A 26,159-nucleotide genomic window follows, 5' to 3' on the forward strand; every position below is an offset into this window, starting at 1 on the left:
ATTTTTAAATATACTCCTACCTCACCCTGAAATTTCTAACTACATGTAGCAAGCCATGCGACATTTTTAGCTTGCTACCATGGATTAGAAACAATTAATTCAGGCGATAGTATACGCTGTTACCAGATAATTACCTGCTTACCGCCATGACGCAAAGGCGAGCGTTCCCCTTTGCAGCTAAATGCCTCGGAAAATTCTGGCATATTTGCCAATGGTGCAATAACGCGATATTTATCTGGAGAGTGAGGATCGGTAGCCAATTTTAGGCGCAAACTCTCGTCACGAATCAGGCTACGGAAACTTTGACCATTCGCCACAAAGAAACGCTGCTCCGGCGTCAAACCATCAATTTCTGCTGCCTGTGGCTTCGTCTTCAGGGATTTACGCAAAGCTTGCAAAGCGATCTTCATACCGCCAAGATCGGCGATATTTTCACCGGCCGTTAATTTGCCATTGATATGCAATTGATCGATAGGATTAAATTCATCGAATTGCTGCTCTATGGTTTTGACACGCGCCAGGAATTGCTTTTGATCTTGTTTGGTCCACCAGCTCTTCAGATTACCTTGCGCATCAAATTGGCTACCTTCATCGTCAAATGCATGCGTCAATTCATGGCCAATGGTAGCGCCGGTATTGCCGTAGTTAGCCGCAGGATCGGCATTAACGTGATATAGCGGCGGTTGCAAGATACCCGCAGGGAAAACGATTTCATTCATCGTCGGGTTGTAATAGGCATTGACTGTCTGCGGTGTCATGCCCCATTCATTGCGGTCAATTGGCTTACCTAATCTTGAAAGGACGCGATTGAATTCGAATTCATTCGCGCGAGCAACGTTGGCAACATACGAGCCATTGTCAATATGCAGAGCGCTGTAATCACGCCAGACATCTGGATAGCCTATTTTTACCATGACAGTATCAAGCTTTTTGTAGGCTTGTTGTTTGGTGATGTCGGACATCCATTCCAACTTGCCTATGCTTTCACGCATAGCATCTTTGATGTTATTGACCATTTCAAGCACACCAGCCTTGGCTTCCGGACTAAAGAATTTAGCCACGTATAATTCGCCCAGCGCCTCACCGGCATCCATATCTATCTTCGCCAGAACGCGCTTCCAGCGCGGCTGCAACTCTTTGGTGCCAGCCAGAGTTTTGCCATAGAAATCAAAATGCGCATTGACAAAAGCAGAGCTCAGTTCATTGGCATAATCGTTCGCCAGATGCCAGCGCAAATAGGTTTTCCATTGATCGAGTGAAACACCATTAATCATACGCCCCGCTTCAGCGATGAATTTTGGATGGGCTACATTCAGTTGACCCGGCTGATTTAAACCTACCGCGTTAAAGTAAGTCGGCCAAGATGTAAAGTGATCAATTTTATGCAAGCCATTCAGATCTGACAGGTGGTAGCTGGCTTCCGGATCACGCAAGGCAACCTTGGTCAATGATGCTTTTGCCAGGCGCGTTTCCAGATCCATGACTGTCTTAGCATTTTGTTTAGCAACATCAGGTGCATCACCAATCAACTCAAACATTTGCGCAACATAAGCTTGATACTTATTGCGAATTTCTACCGTTTTTGCGTCTGTCTTCAGATAGTAATCGCGGTCCGGTAAGCCAAGACCACCTTGCATCAATTGAGGAATGTAGCGTGTCGCTTTTTTCGCATCTTGCTGGACATCGAAACCAAACAAAGCATTCACACCCTGCTTATGCAAACTCGCAATAGCCGCCATTAATTGTTGTTTGTCTTTGATGTTATTAATCGCATCCAATTGTGGTTTCAACGGCGTTGCACCATCTTTTTCAATCTGCGCCTCATTCATACCACTGGCATAAAACGCACCGACTAACTGACCGACTTTTGATTTCACTTCGCCTGCTGCTGCCGCTTCGGCAATTTGCTTCAATGCTGTCAGGTTGCGTTCAGTCACTTCGTCATAAGCGCTGTAACGGGAGCGGTCCGCAGGAATTGGATTATTTTTGAGCCAGGTACCATTTGCGTATTCAAAAAAATCCGTACAGGGATCTACTTTCAAATCCATGGTCGCAGATTCCAACACGAGTTGGTTTGAGGTCGCAGTATTTGCCAGTGCCGTTGTTGGCGTTTGTGCATGAGCAGAAGCTGCGCAGACCAAACCAACCAGAGTGCTGATAGAAGTACGTTTGAAATATGGAGATAGCATGAATTGCATCCTATTTATCGAAAGAAGTGAAGTGTGAATGTCTATTTTGTTCAGATCCGGCATTCTACTTTGCCAAAACTTGTACTGCTACGCCAGAATATTGACCTGGCGTACGGTAGATACGCTGCGTCGCTTTTTGAAAATCTTCCGGGTTGGCCTTAGGAATATCCATGAATTGTTGCGGATTCAAATCCACCAACGGGAACCAGGAACTTTGCACCTGCACCATAATCCGGTGACCACGACGGAAGGTGTGATTAATATCAGGCATTTTATACGTCAAGGGTGTAATTTGATTAGCAACTAAAGGCTCTGGACGTTCGAAGCTATTGCGGAATTTTGCACGCATCGGTTCGCCACGTACCAGTTGCTGATAACCAGCCATCGTCACCGTAGGCGGTGGCACATCATGACCTCGTTCACGCGGTGCGTGTTCATCCGGATAATCTGATGGATACACATCAATCAGCTTAACCACCCAATCCGCATCAGTGCCTGTTGAAGACACAAATAACTTAGGCATAACCGGCCCGACTACCGTAACGTCTTCTTGCAGCACTTCAGATTGGTACACCAACACATCTGAACGGGTTGAAGCAAAGCGTTGATCCGACACCATGTACTCACGCGGAACACCAATCGCCACGTAAGAAATATACGGTACAGGTTTTTTAGGATCGCTAACGTATTCATCATAGGCTGCGGCTGTCACAGCTGGCGGCGTCCAACTCAAAGTGCCATCAGCACCAAAATACAAGATCTTGCTTTGTGCCTGCTGAGGCGGCCAGCTCGCATATTCACGCCAGACATTGGTGCCAGTTTCGAACACAGTTGCCTCGGCCAAGGGTTTAGCCTCTACGCCTTTCAAGTAGTGTTCAAAGAATGGGAAAAGGATGTTTTTGCGGTAGTATTCGCCCGTTTTGGCTCCAAAGTCGACGTCTCCCAACATTCTTCCGTCGGCTCCGGCCCAGCCACCATGAACCCAAGGGCCAAGTACAAGACCATTAAATTGACCTTTATTATTAGCTTTAATGCTGTCATAGGTGGCCACCGGACCATGAACATCTTCAGCGTCGTACCAACCACCTACCGTTAATACCGCTGCTTTGATATTTTTGAGATGTGGGGCAATATTCCTGGACTTCCAAAAATCATCGTAAGTACTGTGCTCAACATTCGGCATGAATAGTTCACGCTGCTTATCACTGAGTTGTGCAGCGATATTTTTAAGGCTTTGATATTTCAGAAAATATTGATAAGCATCTTTTGTCCCATAATCAAAAGATCCCCAGTTTTTAGGCAGTGGTGTAGGATTTTTTTCTGTTGTGAAACTAGAGTAAAAATCAAAATTTGCCGCCAACATGAACGCGCCACCATGATAAGAATCGTCGCCCATAAACAAATCAGTCACTGGTGCCTGTGGTGAGGCCGCTTTAATCGCCGGGTGCGAATCAATGATGCTGGCCGATGTATAAAAGCCTGGGTAAGAAATTCCCCAAATCCCGACTTTACCATTATTGCCTGGTATGTTTTTCAACAACCAATCGACCGTGTCGTGCATGTCCCGGCTTTCTATCCCCTGACCAGGTTGAAGGCGAGAATTGTTATGCGGAGTCATTTCTTGCCACACCCCCTCCGACATATAACGACCACGAACATCTTGATTTACAAAAATATAACCGCTATCTTCAAAATCCTTGGATGGACCAAGACTTTTGGGATAAAAATCAACACCATAATGTGATTCATCGTTGTAATGCACCCCCGTCCCGTATGGTGTACGTACCATCAAGAACGGATAAGTGTGCGCCTTGTCTTTGGGTACATAAACCACCGTGAACAAGCGCGTACCATCACGCATGGGGATCTGGTATTCGTATTTTGTATAATGTTCACGCACATTCGACGTGACTGTTTCTGTACTTTCCGAACTGGAGGCGACGGCAGTCGTAGCGGCTAATGCCTCCCCGCTCACTGAAATAATTGCAAATATAAATAATACTTTTTTTAATTGTAAAAACATGTCGTCCTTTATTTTTATCAATTGAACTTTTTGGCGAAATAACTGCACTAAGTAAGGTGCAGTGATGAATACCAGCAGAAAAGTCAACCCCGAAGTCTTTTAAACGCTTTTTGGGAATTTCAACCACTGGTAACAGAGTACAATTTACGCAAATAGTTTCGTTTTTTTGACGCAAACTTATCTATTTACAATAAAAGGTAGTCACAACATGAAAACCTTGAAAATTTCCTTACTACTCTTACTCAGTCTGTCGATGGTAAGTAGCAGCTTTGCTGGCCCATATGGATACTGGAGAGGACCCAGAGTTGGATTTGGTGTTTATATCAACCCGTTTCCAATCGTGGTTGGCACACCTTACTATGCACCGACTTATTATGGTCCAACTTATTATGGTCATTCTTATTACTACGGTTCACCGTATTATTCTTATCCGCGTGAAGTCGTTATTCAATCTCCAACGGTGATTTATAGCCCCCCAAGCTATTCCACCGCGCCAGCGACCACCTCAACCTATAACCTGTACGAAGCTCAGCCTTCTGCACCAGCATTAAATGGCAATGAATGGTTATATTGCGACCAGCCAGATGGCTTCTACCCTGCCATCAAGGACTGTCCGGGGGGATGGAGAAAAATAAGTAAATAAGCTTTCTCACCCTAAAAAAAAGGGGAGCAATATAAATTGCCCCCCCCTTTTTTATTCGAATATATTTTACTTCGCGGCCAATACCTTGCGAATTGCAGCAGCCAGCTCTTCAGCCACAAACTTTGCAACATACGCATCAGCACCAACCGTTTTAATATGCTCTTCATTTGTCTGGCCAGACAACGACGAATGGATAATGACAGGCAAAGACTTATAGCGGTCGTCCTGCTTAATTTTACGTGTCAACGTAAAACCATCCATCTCAGGCATTTCAAGATCAGTCAACACCATTGCAACTTTATCACGTAACCCTTTACCTTCAGATTGGGCAGCAGCAGCCAGAACTTGCAGCTTATCCCATGCTTCCTTACCAGTTTTGGTCATAATGAATGGCGCACCTATCGCGCCCAACGCCTTTTCGATCAGGCTGCGAGCTACACCTGAATCATCTGCCGCCAAAATCACAGAACCTTCTTTCATCTGCAAACGATCGCCTATTGTCTCAGGGTCGACGTCTTTTGCATCTGATGGTGTAATCTGACGCAAGATTTGCTCTACGTCCAGTACTTGTGCCAAGCGGGTATTTTCTGTATCACCATCCAGACGAGCGATACTGGTAACCATACCACCGACGGCACTGTTTTCTGCTGACAACACCTGACTCCAATCGAGACGCACGATTTCTTCGACTGATTCAACCGCAAAACCTTGGGTCGTGCGCGCATATTCGGTGACCAGCATAATGTTTAAGCCGGTTTTTGGCACGCAGCCAACCACTGATGGCAAATCGATCACAGGGATAATTTGACCCCGCAAGTTAACGACACCCAACATATGTGGCAATGAACCTGCAACCGCAGTAATCGCAGGCATAGCAACGATTTCGCGGACTTTAAAAACGTTGATACCAAACAACTCGGAGCGATCACCACCACCATCGCCACCCAATCTGAAAAGCAGCAATTCAAACTTGTTTGAACCGGTAAGATTGGTGCGCTCATCAACTTCTTGCTGTACGGTGCTCATAATTATGATCCTCTAAATTGATAGAATTGATTTGCCAACATCTTACCAACTTCAAACAAATTGCCCAAAATAAATTTATGTCTTTTCAGAAATGTTCATCATAGTACGAAATTGAAACACGACAGCACCATCAAGGACTATGCCACATAAGTTCACAATAAGCGGTGTAGCAATATAACCCAATCACATTACCTGTCTATTTCATTATTTTATGATGCGATAGCAAGGAGTGTAAGCTTTACCTGGTAATTTCATGCGATTTTGCACAACAAAAGAACTTAGTAATGCGTCCATCGATTCCATAATAGCAATATCACCACAAATTTCAAAGTTTCCGTATTGTTCAATGGCACGAATTCCTTGATTTTTCACATTTCCAGCCACCACACCCGAAAAAGCACGTCGCAAATTCGCTGCCAGCAAATGTGGCTCCTGATTTTTGTGAAGTTCCAGACTACGCATATTTTCATGGGTAGGCTCAAATGGTTTTTGAAATTCAGCGTCAATTTTCAATAACCAGTTGAAATAATAAGCATCACCTTTTTGTTTGCGATATTCACGCACTTGCTTAATGCCCTTTTCCACTTCCTGTGCCACCTGAGCCGGATTATTAACAATGATCTGGTAATGTTTCTGCGCGGCCACGCCTAAGGTATCAGCAATAAAGCGATCAATTTGAGCAAAGTATTCAGCGGCACTTTCTGGGCCCGTGAAAATCAATGGGAACGGCAATTCTGCATTTTCAGGATGCAACAAAATCCCGAGCAGATACAAAATCTCTTCCGCTGTTCCAGCACCACCAGGAAACACAATCACCGCATGACCAACCCGAACAAAGGCCTCAAGCCGTTTTTCTATATCCGGCATAATCACTAAATCATTCACGATAGGATTAGGCGCCTCAGCAGCAATAATGCCAGGCTCAGTCAGCCCCAGATAACGGCTATGCGTCAATCTTTGTTTAGCGTGACCTATGGTTGCGCCCTTCATTGGGCCTTTCATTGCGCCCGGGCCACAACCAGTACAAATATCCATGCCGCGCAAGCCCAGTTGATAGCCAACCTGCTTGGTGTAATCGTATTCAACACCTGAAATCGAGTGCCCACCCCAGCAAACCACCAAATTAGGGTTAACCTGAGGGCGCAACAAATTCGCATTCCGCAGCACATGAAAAACCGTATCGGTAATACCTTCAGACGATTTCAGGTCAAATTTCTTACCATCGGCAATCTCAACATTGATAAACAAAATGTCGCGCAGGACTGCAAACAAGTGCTCCTGTATACCTTTGATCATGACACCATTGACGAACGCACTTGCTGGCGCGCCTTTGACATCAAGCTTAATGCCGCGCTCACGTTGGATGATACTGATATCAAAACTTTTATAACGCTCGAGCAACTCCTTCCCATCATCCAGACCACTACCACAATTCAGTACCGCCAATGCACAGCTACGAAACACCTGGTACAAACCACCATGACTATTGTCGAGTAATTTGCCAACCTCGGCCTTCGATAATACTTCCATACGGCCTTCTGGTGAAATTTGGGTGTCAATTACGTCATATTCGATCACAGTAATACCTCCTCATCATGCACACCATATCCCGTTTAACTACAGCCACCAACAAAGTCACTGCGATGCAACTCCTGGATATGTTTAAAAATAAATGCAGCAGCATTTCTAGCCAGACTTCATTATGCACGGATTAATGAAAATGCTTGTTATATCTACTATATTTTCTTCAATTAACATCAGCCATACAAATAAACTAAACCAATTCAACGGAATCAATTTAAAATATTTTGCTTAGTCACTTGTATATTCGCACTGCGCCCTGTATAGTTCGCCCTCTCAGACGCGGGGTGGAGCAGTCTGGCAGCTCGTCGGGCTCATAACCCGAAGGTCGTAGGTTCAAATCCTGCCCCCGCAACCAAACAAATTCAATAAAATCAAAGGCTTACAGATTTCTGTAGGCCTTTTCTGCTTTTAAAACGTATTTTTTGCTGCATTTATGCTGCACTTGGCAGCATAAAAAATCTTTAATACGTAGAAAAAAAGCGTAGCTATCCCTTGTTCCTTAATAATTTGGAGCATCAGAGTATGGCAACTATCAATCACCGCGGCCCGTATCAATTTCAAGCGATTGTCCGTCGCAAAGGTTAAGCTCTACAGCACCAAAACCCCGATTACGGCTGCTGATCTGCTCAATGACAAGGTGTTACCGCTCTTTGCCTAATACGAAATGGGCTTAATTCGAATCCTGACTGATCGAGGAACCGACTATTGCGGCCGACAAGAAGCGGACAATTATCAACTCTATCTTGCGTTAGATGAAATCGAACACGCAAAAACCAAAGTGCGTCATCCTCAGACGAATGGCATCTGCGAACGCTTCCATAAAACCATTCTGAATGAGTTTTACCAGGTCACGTTTCGGAAAAAGATTTACTTGTCGATTGATGCGTTGCAGAAAGACCTGGACGACTGGCTGCATTACTACAATCACGAACGTACTCATCAAGGAAAAATGTGTTGTGGTCGCATACCAATTCAAACACTAATTGACGGAAAGGAGGCGTGGCACGATAAAATCACAAAACTAAATAACTGAATTTGATCTGACAATTCCACACTTCAAACCGGGTGACTGTCAGATCGGGGCGCAACTACTACAAAATCACATAAACGAGACAAACACCAACATCTCATCAACTCGGTGATCAAGGCGTAGCATTCGTCTGCCCTACATGCGAGCGACATAACTCTACTAATTGTCGTAATACTTCAGTCGTTGCCAGCCTGCTAGCGATAACTCCACCATAGGCATCCTCAGTAGGTGCAGCCTGCGTGACGTTAAATTCTTGCCAAGCGACGATCGTATGGGATTTATTTTCAGTTAAATAAGCGCGCAGCCCTAAATGAATCACGCTTGGATACGTTGTGAATTCCTGTTCCAGTTGGACGAGCTCCAACTCTAAACGGTAGTTAACATTGGTCGGATTAGGTGACCGCAAAACAACTTGAAATAAGCCGCTGGCTTCAAGCGCTGCCACCACAAGAGGCGTTAGCATGCTTGCCGGCTTTTGCTGCCATTCACTTTGCTGAAAGCGTTCAATTTGATAAGGGTGTTGAACATAGAGCATATGACGGCTATCGAGCTCCGGAACTGCCCGGATAGTGCTAATCTCAATACTCAAAGAGGATGGTGATGACACCATCGATTTAGCCATCGAAGCTGCCTCTAAACGATACTCTTTCAATACTGGTGGCGATACCGGTTGTAATATCGAGCAACCTGACAAGAGCAGAGCAAACGCTAGTATGAGGGATCTATAATGAAAGACAATCATGGTGCCACGACCTCGTTCTGCATTTCACCAGGACCGGGCGGTGCAGCCTTGCGACCACGCAGCAGACTTCCAGGGTCTTGCTGAGTTTGTTCAGCCAGACTTTTTAATGTAGCGGATAACTCTGTTATTTCTAACATCATTTTTTGCAGTTCAGGCAAACTATCGACGCGTACCTGATGGATGCCACCGCCAAGTTCTTGCGCGGTTTTTTGCGCCTCTCCACTGGCTTCGCTCAGTTTATTTGCCATGGCAGTGATAGCATTGGCACTATCGCTGATGCGTAAAATTAAAGGATCTAGTTTGGTGCTTGCCTGCGCGGTATTGTCCATAGTAACGGCTGCCTTGTTTATGCCGCGGCTGATATTGGCTTTCTGCGAAGCTAAACTCGCCATTAAGCTTGACGTATCAATGAGGATTTTTGTTATTGATTGTCTGTTCTCGTCGCTTAACATTGCATTAATGTTGGCTGTTGTGTGATCCAGGTTGGCCATTGCAGTACTTAAAACATTTTCCAGACGAGTACTTAAAGATGGCTTACTTGGAATCTGTGGGTATTCAAAACCTGATTGAGCCATCAATACCGGTGCCGCGGGCGTACCACCACTGAGTTCAACATAAGCAATACCTGTGAGCCCCTGCGTTTCGAGCACCGCTTGTGTATCGGTTTTGATTGTCGTGCTTGGGTCAATGGCAAAAATGAGCAGAACCTGCTGCGGATTTAGTCGATTGAGGGTGATTGAATGTACCTTACCAACAATCACGCCTTGATACTTCACTGGCGCATCCAGATTAAGTCCGGCAACGGATTCATTTATCACGGACAAATATAATTTAGGTTTGTCATGATGGTTCAGGCCGACAGACAACCACAATACAATAACCACAAATAGAGTCCCGAGAAGTATGGCAAAGAGCCCTACGACCACAAAATTCACTTTGGTTTCCATGCTACCACCTTTTTATCATTGACGTTGATGGTGCGATTTGCTGCAAGATTGCTTGCCTGCTCTTGTGCAGCGCGTCCACGTGCGCCATCAAAGTATGCTCTTATCTCTGGATTTTCTAGCTGAGATAGCTCCATCATCGAGCCAACTGCAAGCACTTTACCGTCCCCTAAAACGGCAACCTGATGCGTCACTTGCCATAGCAGATCCAAATCATGGGTAATCATCACAATGGTCGGGCGATAAACCGAGTGAAGCTGCAAAATCAAGGTATCGATCCCATCTGCACTCGTAGGATCAAGTCCGGCGGTTGGTTCATCCAGAAACAATAACTCGGGATCAAGCGCTAATGCGCGCGCCATCGCAGCACGCTTCAACATGCCACCACTGAGTTCGGCGGGATATAAACTGGCGGACTCCGGCTGCAATCCTGTCTGTGCTAATTTCCAAAGCGCGACTTGATCAATCAGGACATCATCTAAATCGGTATGTTCGCGCAAAGGGAGGCCTATGTTTTCGCTGACAGTCAAGGTTCCAAACAATCCGCCTTTTTGAAACAGGACGCCACAACGTTGACGCAAATCTTTGGTCATTGGCTCACTTATATCGGCTAGGTCTGTACCAAGGATTTTCACGCTTCCGCTATCAGGCTTGTGGAGTAAGATCATCTCTCGCAGCAAGGTTGATTTTCCCGAGCCACTACCACCGACAATAGCAAAGATGTCACCACGCCTCACTTGCAGGTCGACACCATCGTGGACGATTTTTTCACCAAACCGGGTACAAATCTGCTGCATCTGAATGACATAATCATCCTTTCTTGCCTCGGACTCTATCTTGCCGGAATTCATCAAAGATCCAGCAAGTTGAATACAATAGAAAAGCCAGCATCGAGCACAATCACGATAAAGATGGATTGCACCACGCTACGCGTAGTTTGCTGACCAACACTATCGGCATTGGACTTAGTACGAAAGCCTTGATAACAACTAATCAAAACAATTACGATCGCAAAAACCCATGATTTACCCAGACCAATGAATAAGGTTTTAAGCGGAATTTCTGTTCCAAAGCGAGCCAAAAACTCATGCGGTGCTACTTGCAACTTATTATTGGCCATCCACATGCCACCAAGCACACCAAGTACATCTGCAAACAAAGTCAACAATGGTAAGGCAAGCATGAGTGCAATCAACTTGGGCAGCACTAATAAATTAATCGGTTTGATCCCTATGGTTTTAAGAGCGTCTACCTCTTCAGTCACCAGCATGGTGCCAATCTGCGCGGCATAGGCGGAACCCGAGCGTCCTGCAACGATGATAGCGGTAATCAACGGAGCGAACTCCCGCAACATCGCATAACCGACCAGTTCCACCACAAAAATATTAGCGCCATAATGTCGCAGTTGATCAGCACCTTGATAGGCAACGACAATGCCCAATAAAAACGAAGTTACGCCGACGATGGGTAAGGCATTGACACCGCTGATTTGCACATTATGTAATACGCTGCGCACTCTGGCACGATTGGATTGTCGCAACACGGCCAACAAACTGAGAGTAGTTTCGCCGATAAAACTAAGCAAAGAAAAACCGTTTGTACAGATCGTGAAGCTATCTTTACCTAGCGTTTCTAACATCCCTGATTTCAAATGCTGATGGAGTGGCGGTTGTGATTTTGATGGCAAATTATCGACTAACAATTGATATTCTCCAGGCCAATCCAGCATATCAATCTGTGCACCCTTCGCTCTCAATTTTTGCAATCTGGATTGCAAAATCCACACTGTAATGCTGTCAATGTTAACTATTTTTTTACCGTCCAGATTTAATTGGGTAATTGGCAAATCTAATAATTGATCCAGTTCACGTATCACAGCGCCTAAATGGCAAACCGTCCAAGAGCCAGAAAATTCCAAGCTTCCGGGGGCCGTTTGCACAATTCTAGCTTTCTCTGCGGCGTTTATCTGGGTAGTTCGCATGTGATAGTCCAGGAGTAGGTCTATGCATTAAACAGATAACTGAACCGCTACCCCATTCCGGAACTCATTTGCCGCCGGTTGCTCAGTATCTATATTTGAAGATAATTCGTGGTTTAGAAATTTTTTCCTTTTATCACCCATCAACTTACGTAACTCCTTGATCTCTATGCCGCTGATTTCATTCATACGTATCAGCAGCGTCGCTCCCACTGCCAGATGCCGATGCCTGATTTTACTAATCACAGGCGGAGCAACTTCCAGTGCTCGTGACAGCGCAGCGTCATTTTTCAGATGGAGATTTTTTATGATGGTGTTTAATAAATGGTTCGGATCGTAATTGAGTTCTTTCGACTTAGCATCGAGATGAATTGAATTTGTCATATTTTTTCCATGTGATTGAATAGTTAAGCCAATTCCCAACATCGATTTCTGGGTTACTCATTACCATATACAATTTGGTGCTGGAATATTTCCCGACCGCCAGCCCCGGTAGTTCGGATAAATATAAAATGCCCGCAGAGTCATTAAATTAATTTTTGGTGTGTCAAGAGTGATCAATAGTCAAAAAATTCCTATCCAGTGATCAGCGAGTTATTTCATATTTCCGAAGTAAAAATGATACTTTTTATTGTAATTACGTTCCGTTCGTTTGCGTACACACCATTCCATTAAGACAGTGCAGAATAAAAGGTACTAGCAGGCAAACATGCTCTTAGAACGCTTAGCTCTTCTTGTAAGATATCGATTTTACGCAGCAGATTTAAGGCAAGAATCAGTCCATTGCAATCAAGTTCAAAATCATCACGCAGCCGCCTTGCGTTCGTCGCAAAAAGCACCGCATGCAACGCAAAATGTACCGTATCACCTGCTCTCACGGACTTGCCTGTTTCATTGCGCTTACTCAATGGCGTGAGTAAATCGTGGTCGATAAGTGCTTCTATTTCAGATTCACTTAAGCCTGATATCTCCATCAAATAATAGCCATTGCATACTGTTTTTTCTGTCCCTAGTTGATGCGGGCTCGCCCTTGCTACTTGAATCATGCTCATGTCGTTTCCTTCGCAGCAGATGATCGCGTTGGCGATACCGTGATCGCAGCTAATTGGAGGTAAAGTGCGCGCTGCTCGTCACTGAGTTTTTTAGGTACCAGAATTTGTATCACTGCAAAAAGGTCACCACTTTCAGCGATCGTATCTTTGTCCGCAGGTATACCTTTGCCGGTAAATCGTAAGCGTTGCCCTGAGCAAGTTCCGGGTTTAATGTCAACGGTGAGTCGGGTACCAAAGAAAATAAGGTCTACGCTATCGCCCAAAGCAGCTTGCGAAGGTGAAATCGGTAGATCAACATATAAATCGCGCCCCGTAATTCGGTATATCAGATCGGGAGTGATCGTTAATTTGACATACAAGTTCCCATTTGGTCCGCCGTTTGCTCCACTACCGCCTTTGTTTGCCAGGCGCAATCGTTGCCCTTCAGTCGCACCACGTGGTATTTGTATGCGAAAGGTATGTGGCATACGATGCGGCAAGCCATGAGCATCAGATTCTGGCAATTCAACGGTGACATCTGTTTCTCCGCCAGACATCACCTTATCCAGACTAATGGCTACAGTGACAGAATAGTCATCCCCCCGGATGGGAGCTGCCTTGCGGTGAGCACGTCCTTTACCGTGCCCCATACCGCTCGCGCCACCACTTCTTGAACGATTGAATGCATTAAAAATATCCGAGATATCGACATCGTCGAAATCACCTGCCTGACTAGCAAATTCATCCTGCCATTGTGGTGGTGGTGTAAATTGGTCGCCCGCTGATTGCTGCCCCAAATTATCGTATTCTGCTCGCTTCTCTTTATTTTTTAAAATCGCATACGCTTCGGCAACTGCTTTAAATTTTTCTTCCCCTGCGGGATCTTTGGAAATATCCGGATGAAACTGATGCGCCAATTTCCGATACGCTTTTTTTATGTCGGATTCAGTTGCTGAGCGAGGAACACCCAAAACCTGATAATAGTCTTTGTATTTCATGGTTTCCACATAACGTGTTTTGGGTTTTCAGTCGAGAATGAACAACGCTGCCGTTCAAAAAAACCGTTTCACGTTTGTTTGACCTCTTTAAAATCTGCTTCCATAACATCATCAGGATGTGTAGAACCTTGCGATGCATTCCCCTGCCCTTCATGCTGATTTGCGCCAACATTACTCGCTTGTTGTTCACCTGCTTGCATAGTCTGATTCAGTTTTTGCAGTAAGCTCTCCAGATATTGATGCCTTGTCGATAACGCCGCTTTATCGCCCTCTTTTATCACTGATTTGAGAGAGAGTATTGCCTCATCAAGCTCAAGTCGATCTGATGCATTCAGTTTTTCGCCAGCCTCGGTCATTGATTTATGTGCTGCATGAATAAGTGCATCTGCGTGGTTATGCGCTTCAGCGAGCTCACGAAGTTTTTTATCGCCTTCAGCATTTGCCGCTGCGTCCTCCACCATATGACGTATTTCTTGCTCAGTTAATCCAGAATTAGCTTTGATCGTGATTTTGTTTTCTTTCCCGGTCGCTTTATCTTTAGCGCCAACATGCAAGATACCGTTTGCATCAATGTCAAAGGTAACTTCGATTTGTGGCAAGCCTCGTGCAGAAGGTGGGATTCCTTCCAGATTAAACTCACCTAAAGTTTTGTTGCCAGCCGAGATCTCTCGTTCGCCCTGAAAGACTTTTATCGTCACTGCTGCCTGATTATCGTCAGCGGTAGAAAAGATTTGACTGAATTTGGTTGGTATCGTGGTATTTTTAGGGATCATCTTAGTCATCACCCCACCCATAGTTTCTATACCCAGGGACAGTGGCGTAACATCCAATAGCAGCAAATCTTTTTGATCGCCGGATAAAACAGCCCCCTGAATTGCAGCGCCAACAGCGACTGCTTCATCAGGATTAACATCCTTACGTGCCTCTTTACCAAAAAATTCTTTGACCTTCTCCTGAACTTTAGGCATACGCGTCATACCACCGACCAAGATCACATCATCGATTTCTTTGACTGAAATTCCCGCGTCCTTCATCGCAATACGGCATGGTTCTATGGTGGCACTAATTAATTCTTCAACCAAGGATTCTAATTTTGCGCGGGTAATTTTTTGCGTCAAATGAATAGGAGCACCATTTGCCATCGCAATATACGGCTCATTGATTTCGGTTTGTTGCGCTGATGAGAGTTCTATCTTGGCACGTTCGGCTGAAGCTTTAATGCGTTGCAGTGCAATGGGGTCTTTTTTCAAATCGATGCCATGCAAGGATTTGAATTCGTCAATGATGTAGTCAATAATACGTTGATCAAAATCTTCGCCACCAAGAAAGGTGTCGCCGTTGGTAGACAGTACTTCAAATTGCTTTTCGTTCTCAACAGCAGCGATTTCTATGATGGAAATATCGAAGGTACCGCCGCCCAGATCGTAGACCGCAATCTTTTTATCACCTTTTTCATTTTTATCTAAACCAAATGCCAAAGCGGCGGCAGTAGGTTCATTGATAATGCGTTTGACGTCGAGGCCAGCGATCCGTCCGGCGTCTTTAGTTGCCTGTCGTTGTGCGTCATTAAAATAGGCCGGGACGGTAATCACCGCTTCCGTGACCTCATGTCCGAGGTAGTCTTCGGCCGTCTTTTTCATCTTGCGCAAGACTTCAGCAGAAATCTGTGGTGGTGCAAGGCGTTTGTCACGCACAGCAATCCATGCATCGCCATTGTCTGCTTTGACTATTTTAAAGGGCATCAGATCAATATCTTTTTGCACTTCTTTTTCATCAAATTTGCGACCAATTAAGCGTTTGACGGCATACAAGGTGTTGACCGGATTGGTTACTGCTTGTCTTTTTGCGGGAGCTCCAACCAGAATTTCGCCATTTTCCTGATAGGCGATGATGGAGGGTGTGGTGCGCGCACCCTCTGAATTTTCGATTACCTTGGCTTTGCCGCCCTCCATGACAGCGACGCAAGAATTTGTCGTGCCCAGATCGATACCTATCATTTTACTCATCTTATTTCCTTGGTTAGTGTTGTTCGCAGCGCTGGTTCTCTTCAAGTTTTTGAAGGAGAAGCCTGCGCAGCAGTGACGATGGCGGGACGTAATAATCTGTCAGCCAGCATGTATCCCTTTTGTAAAACACTGACGACCGTGTTTGATTCTTGATCATTAGTAGGAATTAAAGCGACTGCCTGGTGCTTTTCAGGATCGATTTTCTCTCCTCTGGCTGGCGTGATTTCCAACAACCCATGACGTTCAAATGCCGAATTCAATTGTTTTAAGGTGATCTCTACGCCTTCGCGCAAAGCCTCAAACGATGGCCAATCAAGCATCAAGGCCATTTCGAGACTATCTTTCACAGGCACCATCGCCTCAGCAAAGCTTTCTATGGCAAATTTCCTGGCCTTTGCCATGTCGTCTAGCGAACGCCGTCGCGTATTCTCTGAATCGGCTCTGGCGCGCAGAAGCGCATCTGACGTCTCGGCTAGTAAGGCTTCGGTTTTGGCCAATTGCGCAATTAAGCGTTGATCATTCAGTGCGATGACGGGTATCGGTGACAGATCGGGTGCAGTTACATTGCTTGCTGCACTATTGTTTTCCTGTTCTTGCATTACGCTACTTTCAAGAGACTTCAGCTTAACGATTGGCCCCGCTGCATCTACCCGCGACGAGAAAAACCGATTCAAGTTTCAATGATGACCTTGAGCGCATCGGTCGTCGCGGCATGGCCAAAAGTTTCATAGGCTTTCAAAATCTCGGTTAATTTGAAATGATGGGTAATTAATTGTGTAGCATCCAGACGTTTCGACTGAACTACATTGAGCAACATCGGCGTGCTAACGGTATCTACCAGGCGGGTGGTGATTGTCAGGTTACGATCCCAAAGGCTTTCTAAATGCAGGTCTACCTTAGTACCATGTACGCCTATATTGGCAATTGTTCCTCCAGCGCCGATAATTTTCTGGCAAAGTTCGAATGTAGCGGGGACGCCTACGGCCTCAATAGCCGTATCGACGCCTCTGCCACCAGTCAAATTCATGACCTCTTCACTGGCTTTGCCATCCTTACTATTGATAGTTTTTGTAGCACCGAATCTCTTTGCCACTGCGAGTCTATTGTCATCAAGATCGATCATGATGATCTCGGCAGGTGAATAAAATTGCGCCGTCAACAAAGCAGCCAGCCCGATAGGACCTGAACCGACGATTGCTATCGTATTGCCGGGTTGGACCTTACCATTCAGAACACCGCATTCAAAACCTGTTGGCAATATATCGCTCAACATGACCAACGCCTCTTCATCAGCACCATCAGGAATCGGATATAAACTCGTATCAGCGTATGGAATTCGAACAAACTCGGCTTGCGTCCCATCAATGCTATTTCCGAGTATCCAGCCACCAGTCGTGCAATGCGAATACATTTGCTTGCGACAAAATGCGCATTTACCGCAAGCGCTGATACAAGAAATTAATACTTTGTCCCCTGTCTTAAATGCGCTGACTGAGGAGCCGACTTTTTCAATAACGCCGACACCTTCATGCCCAAGAATACGACCAGGTTTGCAAGTAGCGACATCTCCTTTGAGAATATGCAAATCGGTGCCGCAGATCGTGGTTTTCGTGACTTTTACGATGGCATCAGTTGGATCAATAATTTCTGGCTTTGGGCATTCATCAAGCGACTTCTTGCCGGGTCCGTGGTAGACGAGAGCTTTCATAGACGACTCCATATCAAGGTAAATCAACGTGGTGCAAAATGCTTTTTGGACGAAATACCCACTGTAGCCTAGGCAATTTTGCTCAGACTTAGATTTATTCCCATCTGGTCTTTGATCATGATGGGAGGAAACTGGCAGTGCCTTGTTTAAAACCACCTTTAAAGCCAATGGTAGAACCTATGGTTAAACCGTTAGTTAAACACTACAGAACAGAAGTTCGCTTTTCAGTACGCTAACGTACTTTCATATTAATTTTTTTTGACAATGAATATCGCGTTTCTGATCGCACTCTGCCACCCTATATCGATTCGTCAATTAATTTTTAATTGTGTTTGTTATCGAACAGATTTGATTGATGCGTTGAAATACAGTCCGAGCAGGCATGGCAATTGCCATGTTTCGGCGATGTGCCGCAAAACATATCAGGAGTCATCATGAATAAAGATCAGATCAACGGAAGAACAGAAGAAGTCAAGGGTAAAGTAAAGGAAATAGCCGGTAAGATTACAGGTAAAAAAGGCCTGCAAGTCAAAGGCAATATGCAAAAAAATGCCGGTGCCGTTCAGGCCACGACAGGCGATGCGAAAGCGGATATTGCAAAGGCAATCAACAATATTTAAGCGCTTAGGCAACACGAGCAATAGGTTAGGATGCATTACCTGTTGCTCGCTTCCATAAAGCACAGACGTTCAACGCAAGGAAAAATCGTGCACAATATTCCCATGAAATCCGTTAATAGCGACAACTTAAGCATCATCGAAGCGATTTATCAGCGACGGGCGGTGAGAAATTTTACAGATGAGAAAACAAGCCGCGAACGGATACTGCAATTGCTTGATGCCGCGGTTCAGGCGCCAACAGCCATGCACGAAGAGCCGTGGGAATTCATGGTCATCCAGGACCCAACGCTATTAAAACGGATATCCGAATCTGCAAAAAATGCCCTGAGCCTTTCTACTGAAAAGCCAGCATTCACCGCGAGCGCTATGCATCAGCACTTTACTGCGACAGATTTCAATATTTTTTATAATGCACCGAGTTTGGTGTTGGTATGCGCCAAACCGGTAGGTGAATTTGCGAGTGCAGATTGCTGGTTGGCGGCAGAAAATTTGATGCTTGCAGCGTGTGCATATGGTCTCGCGACTTGTGTGATCGGCTTTGCCGTACAGATCTTAAACACGTCAGAGTGGAAAAAAGAGCTAGGCATAAGCGACGAGATTCATATCATTGCCCCGATTATCTTGGGCGTCGCTGCGGAAAGCGCATTGCCAGTTCCACGTAAGAAGGCCAATATTCTGGCATGGAAGTAATCACATTTTCATCTTTCGTGAGGCGTACCAGAAGTAAGGTTATAGCTCGCTTCTGGTACTGTATTTTCAGTTTAAATCAAACTACGTACAATCGGGGCTGAACCCCTATCTTTTTTACTTCATTGCTTGCTGCCCTATCTTACTGGCTAGTTGCGAATATAAAGCCACGAATATTAAGACATCAAACAACATACCTAAACACACGTACAAAACAGGCATGATCAATAATGAACAATACTGCAGCAACAACATATGGAACATCACCTGAAACGGTACCAGCACCAAAAAATAGGTAAGAACGTAGATTGTGCTGATAATTTTTCGTAGCAAGCTTACTTCAAGCACGTAATAGCCCAGACTCAGCATGAAAGGAATTCCCAATATTACGACGTAGCCCATGTTGATCAGGTTCAGGCTATGGCTGTCAATGGTGTATGGAAACCGATCTGGAAAAAAAAAGAAAAAAGCCATCGAAAAAATTTGTAAAACGCAAATAATGCGCAACAAATATTTAAGAGGTATACGATGTTTATCCAACCAAAAGCTGCCGATCAACGCTAACAAAGTCATAAAAAAACTGACCCACCACGCATTGAGGTCACCCGCTGTTGCCGTGATTACACCGTTCCACGTAAAACCTAAATGGGAAAGGTCTGGCTGTTCATTCAACGCTAATAACGGTATTGACAATTGACGGGCAAAAAATAAAATACATTGCTGCCACCCGGCAAAAATGTAAGGTTTGAGTCCCAATAGCAAAATACAAAAGACGATCGGCAATACAATTATTTGAAACAACAATGCCGGTGCTAGCGAAAATGATCCCATAGATCGATGCGTGCTACTTTGGGAGTCGCGCTGCCTGATGGTCTCCAAGGCAAATAGGCCCTTTTGTAAAGCAGCGTCCTGAACTATGGCCTTAGTAAGTATGCTTTTATTTAGCTGTTCCATGGCTGACCAAGCTCAGAATTGCTGGAAATAGCCTATGCGGCCACCAGCGCGTTCGTATAGAGGGTTGCTATAGCGTTCGGCACTGAGCATGAATCCTGAAACCGGGGTCAGCCAGTGATGCCACATCACACTCACTTCGCGACTCTGAAAATTAACAATGGCCTCTTGCGATGAAATCTGTTGGTACGCCTCTCCCCCCCATCCGCTGCGCAATGTGATCTGATCATGCTTATCACGACCATAAGTGATAGCAATCAGTTGTTGATGGGTTCCCACCTGGCCAGGGTTACTCCGGTTGTAACGTAAGCCTAACTGAACAATCCATGGAGATTCAAAGTAATACACGCCACCGATATTCACATTTCGATCAATATGACCATCTGGGGAACTGTAGTAACCCACTCCCAAAGAAGTGACGAAATTGCGATGCTCCAACCATTTTTTGTATATAAAAAGATCCCCACGATACCGTGGCAAATAAAATGCGCCGTCGCCAGCGCCTGCAGATATCCTGGTGTACCAATCGTCATTGATTGTCACGGTATCCGCGAAGCCAAGAAAATTTCCGGCAGTGTTGAATTCTCGTTTGGATGCGAGTTCAAGTTGAAAAATCTGCTGCCCCAACGTATAAACACCATTAATGGAAATATCTCGCCAATCGCCATAGTCATTGGTGAGATGTTGATCGCCAACACTGATCTCAATGGAGCGAAGCGGTTGTGATTCCAGGCCTGACGTCAATAAGACAGGTATATTTCCATCGTCGGCGATGCCTTTATTTTGTTCTTGCGCCCTACCTGTTTGGCAGTGAAGGATTCCGATACTAAGAAGTGCGATCGCAATACAATCAGCAGATTTTTTTTCAAGAGACGTAGTAACGCGCTGTACAGTCTTCATGGTGTTGTCATTCATATTCACGGTTTCCTATTGATGAGATGAAGGCGAGGAATTTTTTAAATAAAAGTTCCTCGTTGAGAACCTTGGTCGAAGTTACTGGACAACGGTGGTGGGAAGTTCGGCAAGCTTTGACATCAAATTGCCCTGGCCTAAGGTCAACACATCCACAATACGACGAGCGCTGCAGCCATCTCCAAAGGGACTATCAGCAACTTGCATACTGCGATAAAACTGTGGATCAGAAAGCAGAGATTCTGCAGATTTCAATATCGTGGCAATGTCAGTTCCGACAAGGAGTGCACCACCGGAATCGACTAATTCTTGGCGTTCGGTACTTTTGCGCGTAATCAACACCGGCTTAGCAAACGCTGAAGCTTCCTCTTGTATGCCACCGGAATCGGTAATGACAAATTCGCAGCGAACCAGGGTAGCAATCAGTGCCTGATATCCTAAAGGTTCAGTTAAGCAAATACGACTTTGGGCATTGGCGGGTAATTGCCGCATAACAGCTTCCACATCCATTCTCACCGCAGGATTTGGATGAACTGGCCAAACTACCAGGATGTCTTCGTGTTGCTCAAGTAATTGTGCAACGGCTTGAGCTATATCACGTATGGGTTGACCCCAATTTTCACGGCGATGCGCGGTTACCAGGATAACTCTATGGCGATCAAATTCTTTCAGAAAACTCACCAATGCAGCCGGTGCAACGCTGGAGAAGTCGAATCCGGTACTGGAAATTTTCTGATGCGTCCAGAGTGCCGCATCAATAACGGTATTGCCTACTTCAAAGATACGGTCAGGTCTAATTCCTTCGTTGACGAGGTTTAGTGCGGATTGTTCAGTCGGAGGAAAATGCCAATCGGCCAACCGCCCTAACATTTCGCGGTTTTTTTCTTCTGGAAATGGCTCGCTTTCGTGAGTACGTAATCCGGCCTCGATATGCGCCAGTTGCTTACGATGATAATACGCAAGCAACCCACCGACAAATGCAGAGGTCGTGTCACCCTGAACCAAAATGACGTCAGCGTGAAGTTTGTCGATCGCCGTATCCACCGACTGCAATAAAGCACAGGTCAGATCTGTTAATGAAGGTGAAAGCCGCTTTAAGTGAATCGTGATATCCGGCGGCATATCAAAAAATGCATACAGTGCATCAGTCACCGCTTCATGTTGTCCAGTGTGCACTAACAACATTTGGTGTCCTCGCGCCTTCATCTCATGATAAATCGGTGCGATTTTGATGATTTCCGGACGCGTTCCTACGCACGCCAGATAGATTTTATTTTGCATTTTATAGCCTTCTTTATCAAAGAAATGACATTCGGAAAAAACTCAAAAGCGTGATCTGGTAAAACAAAGGTAAAGCGAAGGTAAAACATGTGCTGCCAAAAATCAGAGACACTTAGTGTTGTTCGCCGCTGGGTTTAATCCGTCTTTGGATAGTATTTGCCAGGCAACTTCGTCGCTGACTATCCAATGCGGTGTATGTCTTGTGCGCCCAGCGTCGCGCATCCAACAACGTGCAGATTCGCTGTCGCCCTCTTGCTGTGCAATGACGGCGATCAGCCCCCATGCAAAATCCTCACGTGACTGCATCAACCATTCTTGCCTGTGCCTGCGCATCCATTGTTGGTAATATTGATGGCGATTCGTCGTAATGATCCCGTTGTTGCGATAAAGTAGAGGGAAGATCTGGGCGACTTGATCAGGGTAGAATTTGCTTGCCATCTCTTTTTGTTCAGCTTGCGTCGAAACCAGGAAAATTTTCCTTTGCTGATCCCAAAATAAGCGGCGGATATTGTTTTCCAACGTCTTAGTTGGCAATAGCTTGTCGTTGTCACGATCTGTTGATTGATATGAGAGAACTTCCAGGTTATCCATAAATAGGCCGTGTTGATACACGGGAGAGACCAGATAAATTCCCCGATTGGCGTCAATTAATTGAGATAGAGCGTTGATACTGCGGATACGGCTCTGCTGCCATGTCAGACTTGTTTTGAGATCCTCCGGTAAAGCCTCAAGCAATCTAATCCATAGCGCCAACAAAGCATCATCTGCATCTGCAGTCTTACATGGTGCCCACACCGGCCCCACCTTACAAAAACGATCAAAAGTTGCATCGGGTTTTTGTCTGACAATCAACCAGTTGATCCATTTTTTGCTGATCACCTTATTGCTGAGTCCATGGTCATGTGCGAGTAATAAGGCTTGTAATACAAAATAGGGATCAATGGTGTCGCCATGTTCCTGAATAGAAATCGCACCGTCCTTGTCAGCGTATGTCGATAAATCCAATGTCGTGATCGCAGCGACCGCAGCAATAGCGTGCGCCGAAAAACATAAGATACAGTTGATAAATATAGTTCTTGTAAAAGCTCTCAGAATGACCATACGATACCCAGCTCACGCGCCCAAACGGTGCCGTGGACAATTGCCCCAGCTTCAGCAACAATATTTTTCGCTGTCACAGTCGTGGGAAATTCTAGTGAGCCAATAATGGAATGCTCGTTGAGATGAATAATGCTTTCTGAAATCAACGGCCCGCTAATTTCTGCGGATTGTAAGATTTGTATCCGTCGTTCACTAACCACAGAGCCTAAAATCTGTGCACCAGCCTCTATCACGATGCCCATTCGTGCTTTGATATCGCCGATAATTGTTGTTCCTGCGCCGACAAATAAGCAACCGGTCACAACCAAAGATCCATGATATATGGAGTGTGCCGGTAATACGCAGTCACCAGTAACTCGACACAGAACCTTCGTCCGAAGAATGGCATTGGGAATGTCTTTAAAAAAACGTTCTTTTTGAGGAGCCGGAACAGGTGAACTTAGTCTGGGAGTTCCACCACCGAAAGAGACTGTCGGTGCATGAACACGTTCAAAAGAAGATTCGACCCCCAGTTCAATGCTAGTCATAGAGGACAGCCGGCGTCGCACACTACAGCATGGCCCAAGAACGACGCCCTTTTCGGCATGTGCCCATCCATAAATTTCACTACCGGACTCCATATTTATGCTGCCCTGCGCAAACAGAGCAGCAAGCCGGTCGCCGTCATGTAAATGGATATCGCCGTCAATGAATAATGGCTGAACGCAATGAATCGCTTGTCGGCTCACCAACGAAGTCAAGGACAGCAATGGCCGCGTTACATTACTCCACCTCATTGTCTCTATATCCGCATTCACCATCTGGAATGAAGAACTTGCTTGTGGTTCGCCGCGCCGATATGCCTGTACCATCGTTCGGAATTTTTCAGCAAAATAAATAACGTCGTTGCTATAGTCGATTCCTACTGTCAAGGGCGCGCAGTCAGTCGGTTGGCGCCATTCACGCCATGCAGGCCGAAATGCGGTCAACATTAATCCAAGACAAATAAATCCAAAAGCGGGCCAAAACAAAAAAAGTGCGGTCATGGTTCACGCCTTCCGATAACGTATGGTTTTTTCCCACACCATATCGCGCTTGAATAGATGGTCGCCAATTAAGCTAGCGACCGATGATGAAATCGCAAACAGACTGATGAAAAAACCTAAAAGATTAAACGGCAACAACAAAATTCTTCGCCGGTTGCCATCTAACAGAACGGCAATTGTTATTTCAAAGAATGCCGCAAAATTACCCATGGTGCCGTAAGCAAGCAATGCAAACACAGGAATCAAAGCGGAAACTAAAGAACCAGCATTCAAAAAATACAAAGCGACGGCTAGAAACCAACCAAGCAACAATAAAGGCGGCATCACAAAGACGAATAGCAGCAATAAGCCATCGACGCGTTCGCGCAAACTCAAATAATCGCTTTTAATAAACGAATACCAATAGCGCACTAAAACCTGATTGTGACCTTTGGCCCAGCGTTTCACCTGTTTGATCCTTACTGCCCAGTCTTCAGGTACTTCTTCATAACATTCAGAGCGGTTGGTATAAATGGTTTTCCAGCCATTGATCAATAACCGATAGGTAATATCGGTATCTTCGGCCAACACATTGTCGTGCCACCCACCTGAAGCTTCAACGGCAGACAAGCGAACGCCCCCGACAGTACCGCCATATTGCGGTACTAATTTGAGATTCATCCTCGCTTGCTGATCAACTTGATAGCCGCCAGAACGTTCTAAGTCCAGCATGCGTGTGAGCAAATTGACACCTGCATTGATGGGCACCACCCGCCCCATCACTGCGCCTACTTCCGGATCAAAAAATGGTGCAATCAATTGCTTTAACAATCCCCGCCCGGGGATGTAGTCAGCGTCAAAAATGATCGCCAGATCGCCATGCGCATGAACCAACGCGTCTTTAAGTGCAGCGGCCTTGCCTGGTTTTCCACTGGTACGGTGAAATGGTGTAATGCGCCCGGGGAATTGGCTTACATATTGATCAATGATGTCGCGCGTGCCATCGCTTGATCGATCATTAACCGGCACAATCCTCAACGAGCTGACTGGATAATTACTGTTTAGAAGCGCTTTAAGACAACCTTCGATCACTTTTTCTTCGTTATGTGCAGCGATAAATACGGTCACCAAAGGCCATCGTGCGCAATCGATATCCAGATAGGGGTGACGTTGATTGCCAAAAAGACGATTCAAAGTGAAAAGTACATGCCGTACCGCATAGATCATCATAATCACGACGATAAATACCAATACTGACGCCATTAGAGAGACAAAAATCTGGATATATCCCTCATCGAAATGAATGTTGGCGCCATTAAACGGCATACTTTCTGGCCAAGATGGGATTTGCGACAGAAGAAATTGATAAAAATTAACTGCGTATAAGCTAGTAAGTGCGACAGTTTCAAGCTTATTTAGCGGAATGGGAGGCATAGAAAACGCCTTGGAAAGCAAGAGAATACTCAGAGCGCAGAGAGAAAATATGACCACAAGATTGCGCCCGACAGTCCAGATGAACCTGGCATATTGGCTAACGAACGCCCTCGCGTGGCTGAGCCAATTCTCAATTACTTTTTTATGTTTGCCGCCGAAACTCGGTAAAAACATGATTGCCCCTATCAAAATGTGCTCCACATGCAGAGTTTTCCGCAGTCAGGCAAATACTAGAGGCTTGCACTTTAAGCATCTGTGCGATAACGC

The 26,159-nt window shown here is 45.4% G+C and carries 23 protein-coding genes, 1 tRNA gene and 1 pseudogene; 5 read left to right on the forward strand and 20 right to left on the reverse strand.

The features are described 5' to 3' along the window. Nucleotides 1-119: 119 nt before the first annotated feature. Both ACO0KY_RS08350 and ACO0KY_RS08355 read right to left on the reverse strand, forming a co-directional pair. Entirely contained in the window at nucleotides 120-2,189 is a 2,070-nt protein-coding gene (locus tag ACO0KY_RS08350) for a M13 family metallopeptidase (RefSeq protein ID WP_423045215.1), read from the reverse strand. 64 nt (nucleotides 2,190-2,253) lie between these two features. After that, nucleotides 2,254-4,212 (reverse strand): CocE/NonD family hydrolase, encoded by a 1,959-nt coding sequence (locus tag ACO0KY_RS08355; RefSeq protein WP_423045216.1) that lies wholly within the window; start codon nucleotides 4,210-4,212, stop codon nucleotides 2,254-2,256. A gap of 253 nt (nucleotides 4,213-4,465) precedes the next feature. Here ACO0KY_RS08355 and ACO0KY_RS08360 point away from each other — a divergent pair, with 253 nt between their 5' ends. Then, on the forward strand, nucleotides 4,466-4,855 hold the full coding sequence (locus ACO0KY_RS08360; protein WP_423045217.1) for a hypothetical protein: 390 nt from the start codon (nucleotides 4,466-4,468) through the stop codon (nucleotides 4,853-4,855). Between the two features lie 66 nt (nucleotides 4,856-4,921). Here ACO0KY_RS08360 and ACO0KY_RS08365 read toward each other — a convergent pair whose 3' ends face one another. Both ACO0KY_RS08365 and ppnN read right to left on the reverse strand, forming a co-directional pair. Beyond that, nucleotides 4,922-5,881, reverse strand: a complete 960-nt coding sequence (locus ACO0KY_RS08365) for a chemotaxis protein (protein ID WP_186913281.1) — start codon at nucleotides 5,879-5,881, stop codon at nucleotides 4,922-4,924. A gap of 204 nt (nucleotides 5,882-6,085) precedes the next feature. Continuing rightward, nucleotides 6,086-7,456 carry a nucleotide 5'-monophosphate nucleosidase PpnN gene (gene ppnN / locus ACO0KY_RS08370; RefSeq protein ID WP_423045312.1) on the reverse strand — a complete coding sequence of 457 codons (1,371 nt, stop codon included), beginning with the start codon at nucleotides 7,454-7,456 and terminating at the stop codon, nucleotides 6,086-6,088. A gap of 287 nt (nucleotides 7,457-7,743) precedes the next feature. Here ppnN and ACO0KY_RS08375 point away from each other — a divergent pair. Together ACO0KY_RS08375 and ACO0KY_RS08380 are read left to right on the forward strand one after the other, a co-directional pair. Next, nucleotides 7,744-7,820 (forward strand) — tRNA-Met (locus tag ACO0KY_RS08375). Nucleotides 7,821-8,036: 216 nt separating this feature from the next. Further along, nucleotides 8,037-8,498 (forward strand): annotated as a pseudogene (locus ACO0KY_RS08380) (integrase core domain-containing protein); the annotation flags it as partial. A 109-nt stretch (nucleotides 8,499-8,607) separates the two neighbouring features. Here ACO0KY_RS08380 and ACO0KY_RS08385 read toward each other — a convergent pair. The 10 genes from ACO0KY_RS08385 to ACO0KY_RS08430 all read right to left on the reverse strand — a co-directional run bounded on the left by ACO0KY_RS08385 (nucleotide 8,608) and on the right by ACO0KY_RS08430 (nucleotide 17,902). Continuing rightward, nucleotides 8,608-9,237 (reverse strand): ABC-type transport auxiliary lipoprotein family protein, encoded by a 630-nt coding sequence (locus ACO0KY_RS08385; protein ID WP_423045218.1) that lies wholly within the window; start codon nucleotides 9,235-9,237, stop codon nucleotides 8,608-8,610. Next, entirely contained in the window at nucleotides 9,234-10,184 is a 951-nt protein-coding gene (locus ACO0KY_RS08390) for an MlaD family protein (RefSeq protein WP_186913283.1), read from the reverse strand. The genes ACO0KY_RS08385 and ACO0KY_RS08390 overlap by 4 nt, the downstream gene beginning before the upstream one ends. Next, entirely contained in the window at nucleotides 10,169-11,032 is an 864-nt protein-coding gene (locus ACO0KY_RS08395) for an ABC transporter ATP-binding protein (protein WP_423045219.1), read from the reverse strand. Before ACO0KY_RS08395 ends, ACO0KY_RS08390 begins: the two co-directional genes overlap by 16 nt. Then, entirely contained in the window at nucleotides 11,032-12,162 is a 1,131-nt protein-coding gene (locus ACO0KY_RS08400) for an MlaE family ABC transporter permease (protein WP_423045220.1), read from the reverse strand. The genes ACO0KY_RS08395 and ACO0KY_RS08400 overlap by 1 nt, the downstream gene beginning before the upstream one ends. 27 nt (nucleotides 12,163-12,189) lie before the next feature. Then, on the reverse strand, nucleotides 12,190-12,543 hold the full coding sequence (locus tag ACO0KY_RS08405) for a hypothetical protein (protein WP_423045221.1): 354 nt from the start codon (nucleotides 12,541-12,543) through the stop codon (nucleotides 12,190-12,192). 287 nt (nucleotides 12,544-12,830) lie between these two features. After that, nucleotides 12,831-13,205, reverse strand: a complete 375-nt coding sequence (locus ACO0KY_RS08410; protein ID WP_423045222.1) for a chaperone modulator CbpM — start codon at nucleotides 13,203-13,205, stop codon at nucleotides 12,831-12,833. Between the two features lie 2 nt (nucleotides 13,206-13,207). Beyond that, the gene (locus ACO0KY_RS08415) at nucleotides 13,208-14,188 is read right to left on the reverse strand and encodes a DnaJ C-terminal domain-containing protein (protein WP_423045223.1); all 981 of its coding nucleotides are present in this window, start codon (nucleotides 14,186-14,188) and stop codon (nucleotides 13,208-13,210) included. A 68-nt stretch (nucleotides 14,189-14,256) separates the two neighbouring features. Further along, complete coding sequence (gene dnaK / locus ACO0KY_RS08420; protein WP_423045224.1) at nucleotides 14,257-16,194, reverse strand: molecular chaperone DnaK; 1,938 nt, start codon at nucleotides 16,192-16,194, stop codon at nucleotides 14,257-14,259. Between the two features lie 41 nt (nucleotides 16,195-16,235). Further along, a complete protein-coding gene (grpE, locus tag ACO0KY_RS08425) occupies nucleotides 16,236-16,793 on the reverse strand; it encodes a nucleotide exchange factor GrpE (RefSeq protein WP_423045225.1) in 558 nt (185 codons plus the stop codon). A gap of 71 nt (nucleotides 16,794-16,864) precedes the next feature. Next, entirely contained in the window at nucleotides 16,865-17,902 is a 1,038-nt protein-coding gene (locus ACO0KY_RS08430) for a zinc-dependent alcohol dehydrogenase family protein (RefSeq protein ID WP_423045226.1), read from the reverse strand. 434 nt (nucleotides 17,903-18,336) lie between these two features. On the opposite strand from ACO0KY_RS08430, the gene ACO0KY_RS08435 reads away from it, so the two are divergent. Together ACO0KY_RS08435 and ACO0KY_RS08440 are read left to right on the forward strand one after the other, a co-directional pair. Continuing rightward, nucleotides 18,337-18,522: a CsbD family protein gene (locus ACO0KY_RS08435; protein ID WP_423045227.1), complete on the forward strand. Its 186-nt coding sequence runs from the start codon at nucleotides 18,337-18,339 to the stop codon at nucleotides 18,520-18,522. Between the two features lie 87 nt (nucleotides 18,523-18,609). Then, nucleotides 18,610-19,212, forward strand: a complete 603-nt coding sequence (locus ACO0KY_RS08440; RefSeq protein WP_222613125.1) for a nitroreductase family protein — start codon at nucleotides 18,610-18,612, stop codon at nucleotides 19,210-19,212. Between the two features lie 114 nt (nucleotides 19,213-19,326). Here ACO0KY_RS08440 and ACO0KY_RS08445 read toward each other — a convergent pair whose 3' ends face one another. From ACO0KY_RS08445 to ACO0KY_RS08470, 6 genes are all read right to left on the reverse strand, one after another. Continuing rightward, nucleotides 19,327-20,040 (reverse strand): hypothetical protein, encoded by a 714-nt coding sequence (locus ACO0KY_RS08445; RefSeq protein ID WP_423045228.1) that lies wholly within the window; start codon nucleotides 20,038-20,040, stop codon nucleotides 19,327-19,329. Nucleotides 20,041-20,175: 135 nt separating this feature from the next. Beyond that, on the reverse strand, nucleotides 20,176-21,075 hold the full coding sequence (locus ACO0KY_RS08450; RefSeq protein ID WP_423045229.1) for a YaiO family outer membrane beta-barrel protein: 900 nt from the start codon (nucleotides 21,073-21,075) through the stop codon (nucleotides 20,176-20,178). A gap of 78 nt (nucleotides 21,076-21,153) precedes the next feature. Next, a complete protein-coding gene (wecB, locus tag ACO0KY_RS08455; RefSeq protein WP_423045230.1) occupies nucleotides 21,154-22,353 on the reverse strand; it encodes a non-hydrolyzing UDP-N-acetylglucosamine 2-epimerase in 1,200 nt (399 codons plus the stop codon). 102 nt (nucleotides 22,354-22,455) lie between these two features. Beyond that, nucleotides 22,456-23,454, reverse strand: coding sequence for a hypothetical protein (locus tag ACO0KY_RS08460; protein WP_423045231.1), 999 nt, complete (start codon nucleotides 23,452-23,454; stop codon nucleotides 22,456-22,458). After that, nucleotides 23,442-24,479, reverse strand: a complete 1,038-nt coding sequence (locus tag ACO0KY_RS08465) for a polymer-forming cytoskeletal protein (protein ID WP_423045232.1) — start codon at nucleotides 24,477-24,479, stop codon at nucleotides 23,442-23,444. The genes ACO0KY_RS08460 and ACO0KY_RS08465 overlap by 13 nt, the downstream gene beginning before the upstream one ends. A gap of 3 nt (nucleotides 24,480-24,482) precedes the next feature. Next, nucleotides 24,483-25,721, reverse strand: a complete 1,239-nt coding sequence (locus ACO0KY_RS08470) for a glycosyltransferase (protein ID WP_423045314.1) — start codon at nucleotides 25,719-25,721, stop codon at nucleotides 24,483-24,485. Between the last annotated feature and the right edge of the window lie 438 nt (nucleotides 25,722-26,159).

The organism is Undibacterium sp. Dicai25W, from assembly GCF_049340505.1.
Taxonomy (GTDB): domain Bacteria; phylum Pseudomonadota; class Gammaproteobacteria; order Burkholderiales; family Burkholderiaceae_D; genus Undibacterium; species Undibacterium jejuense.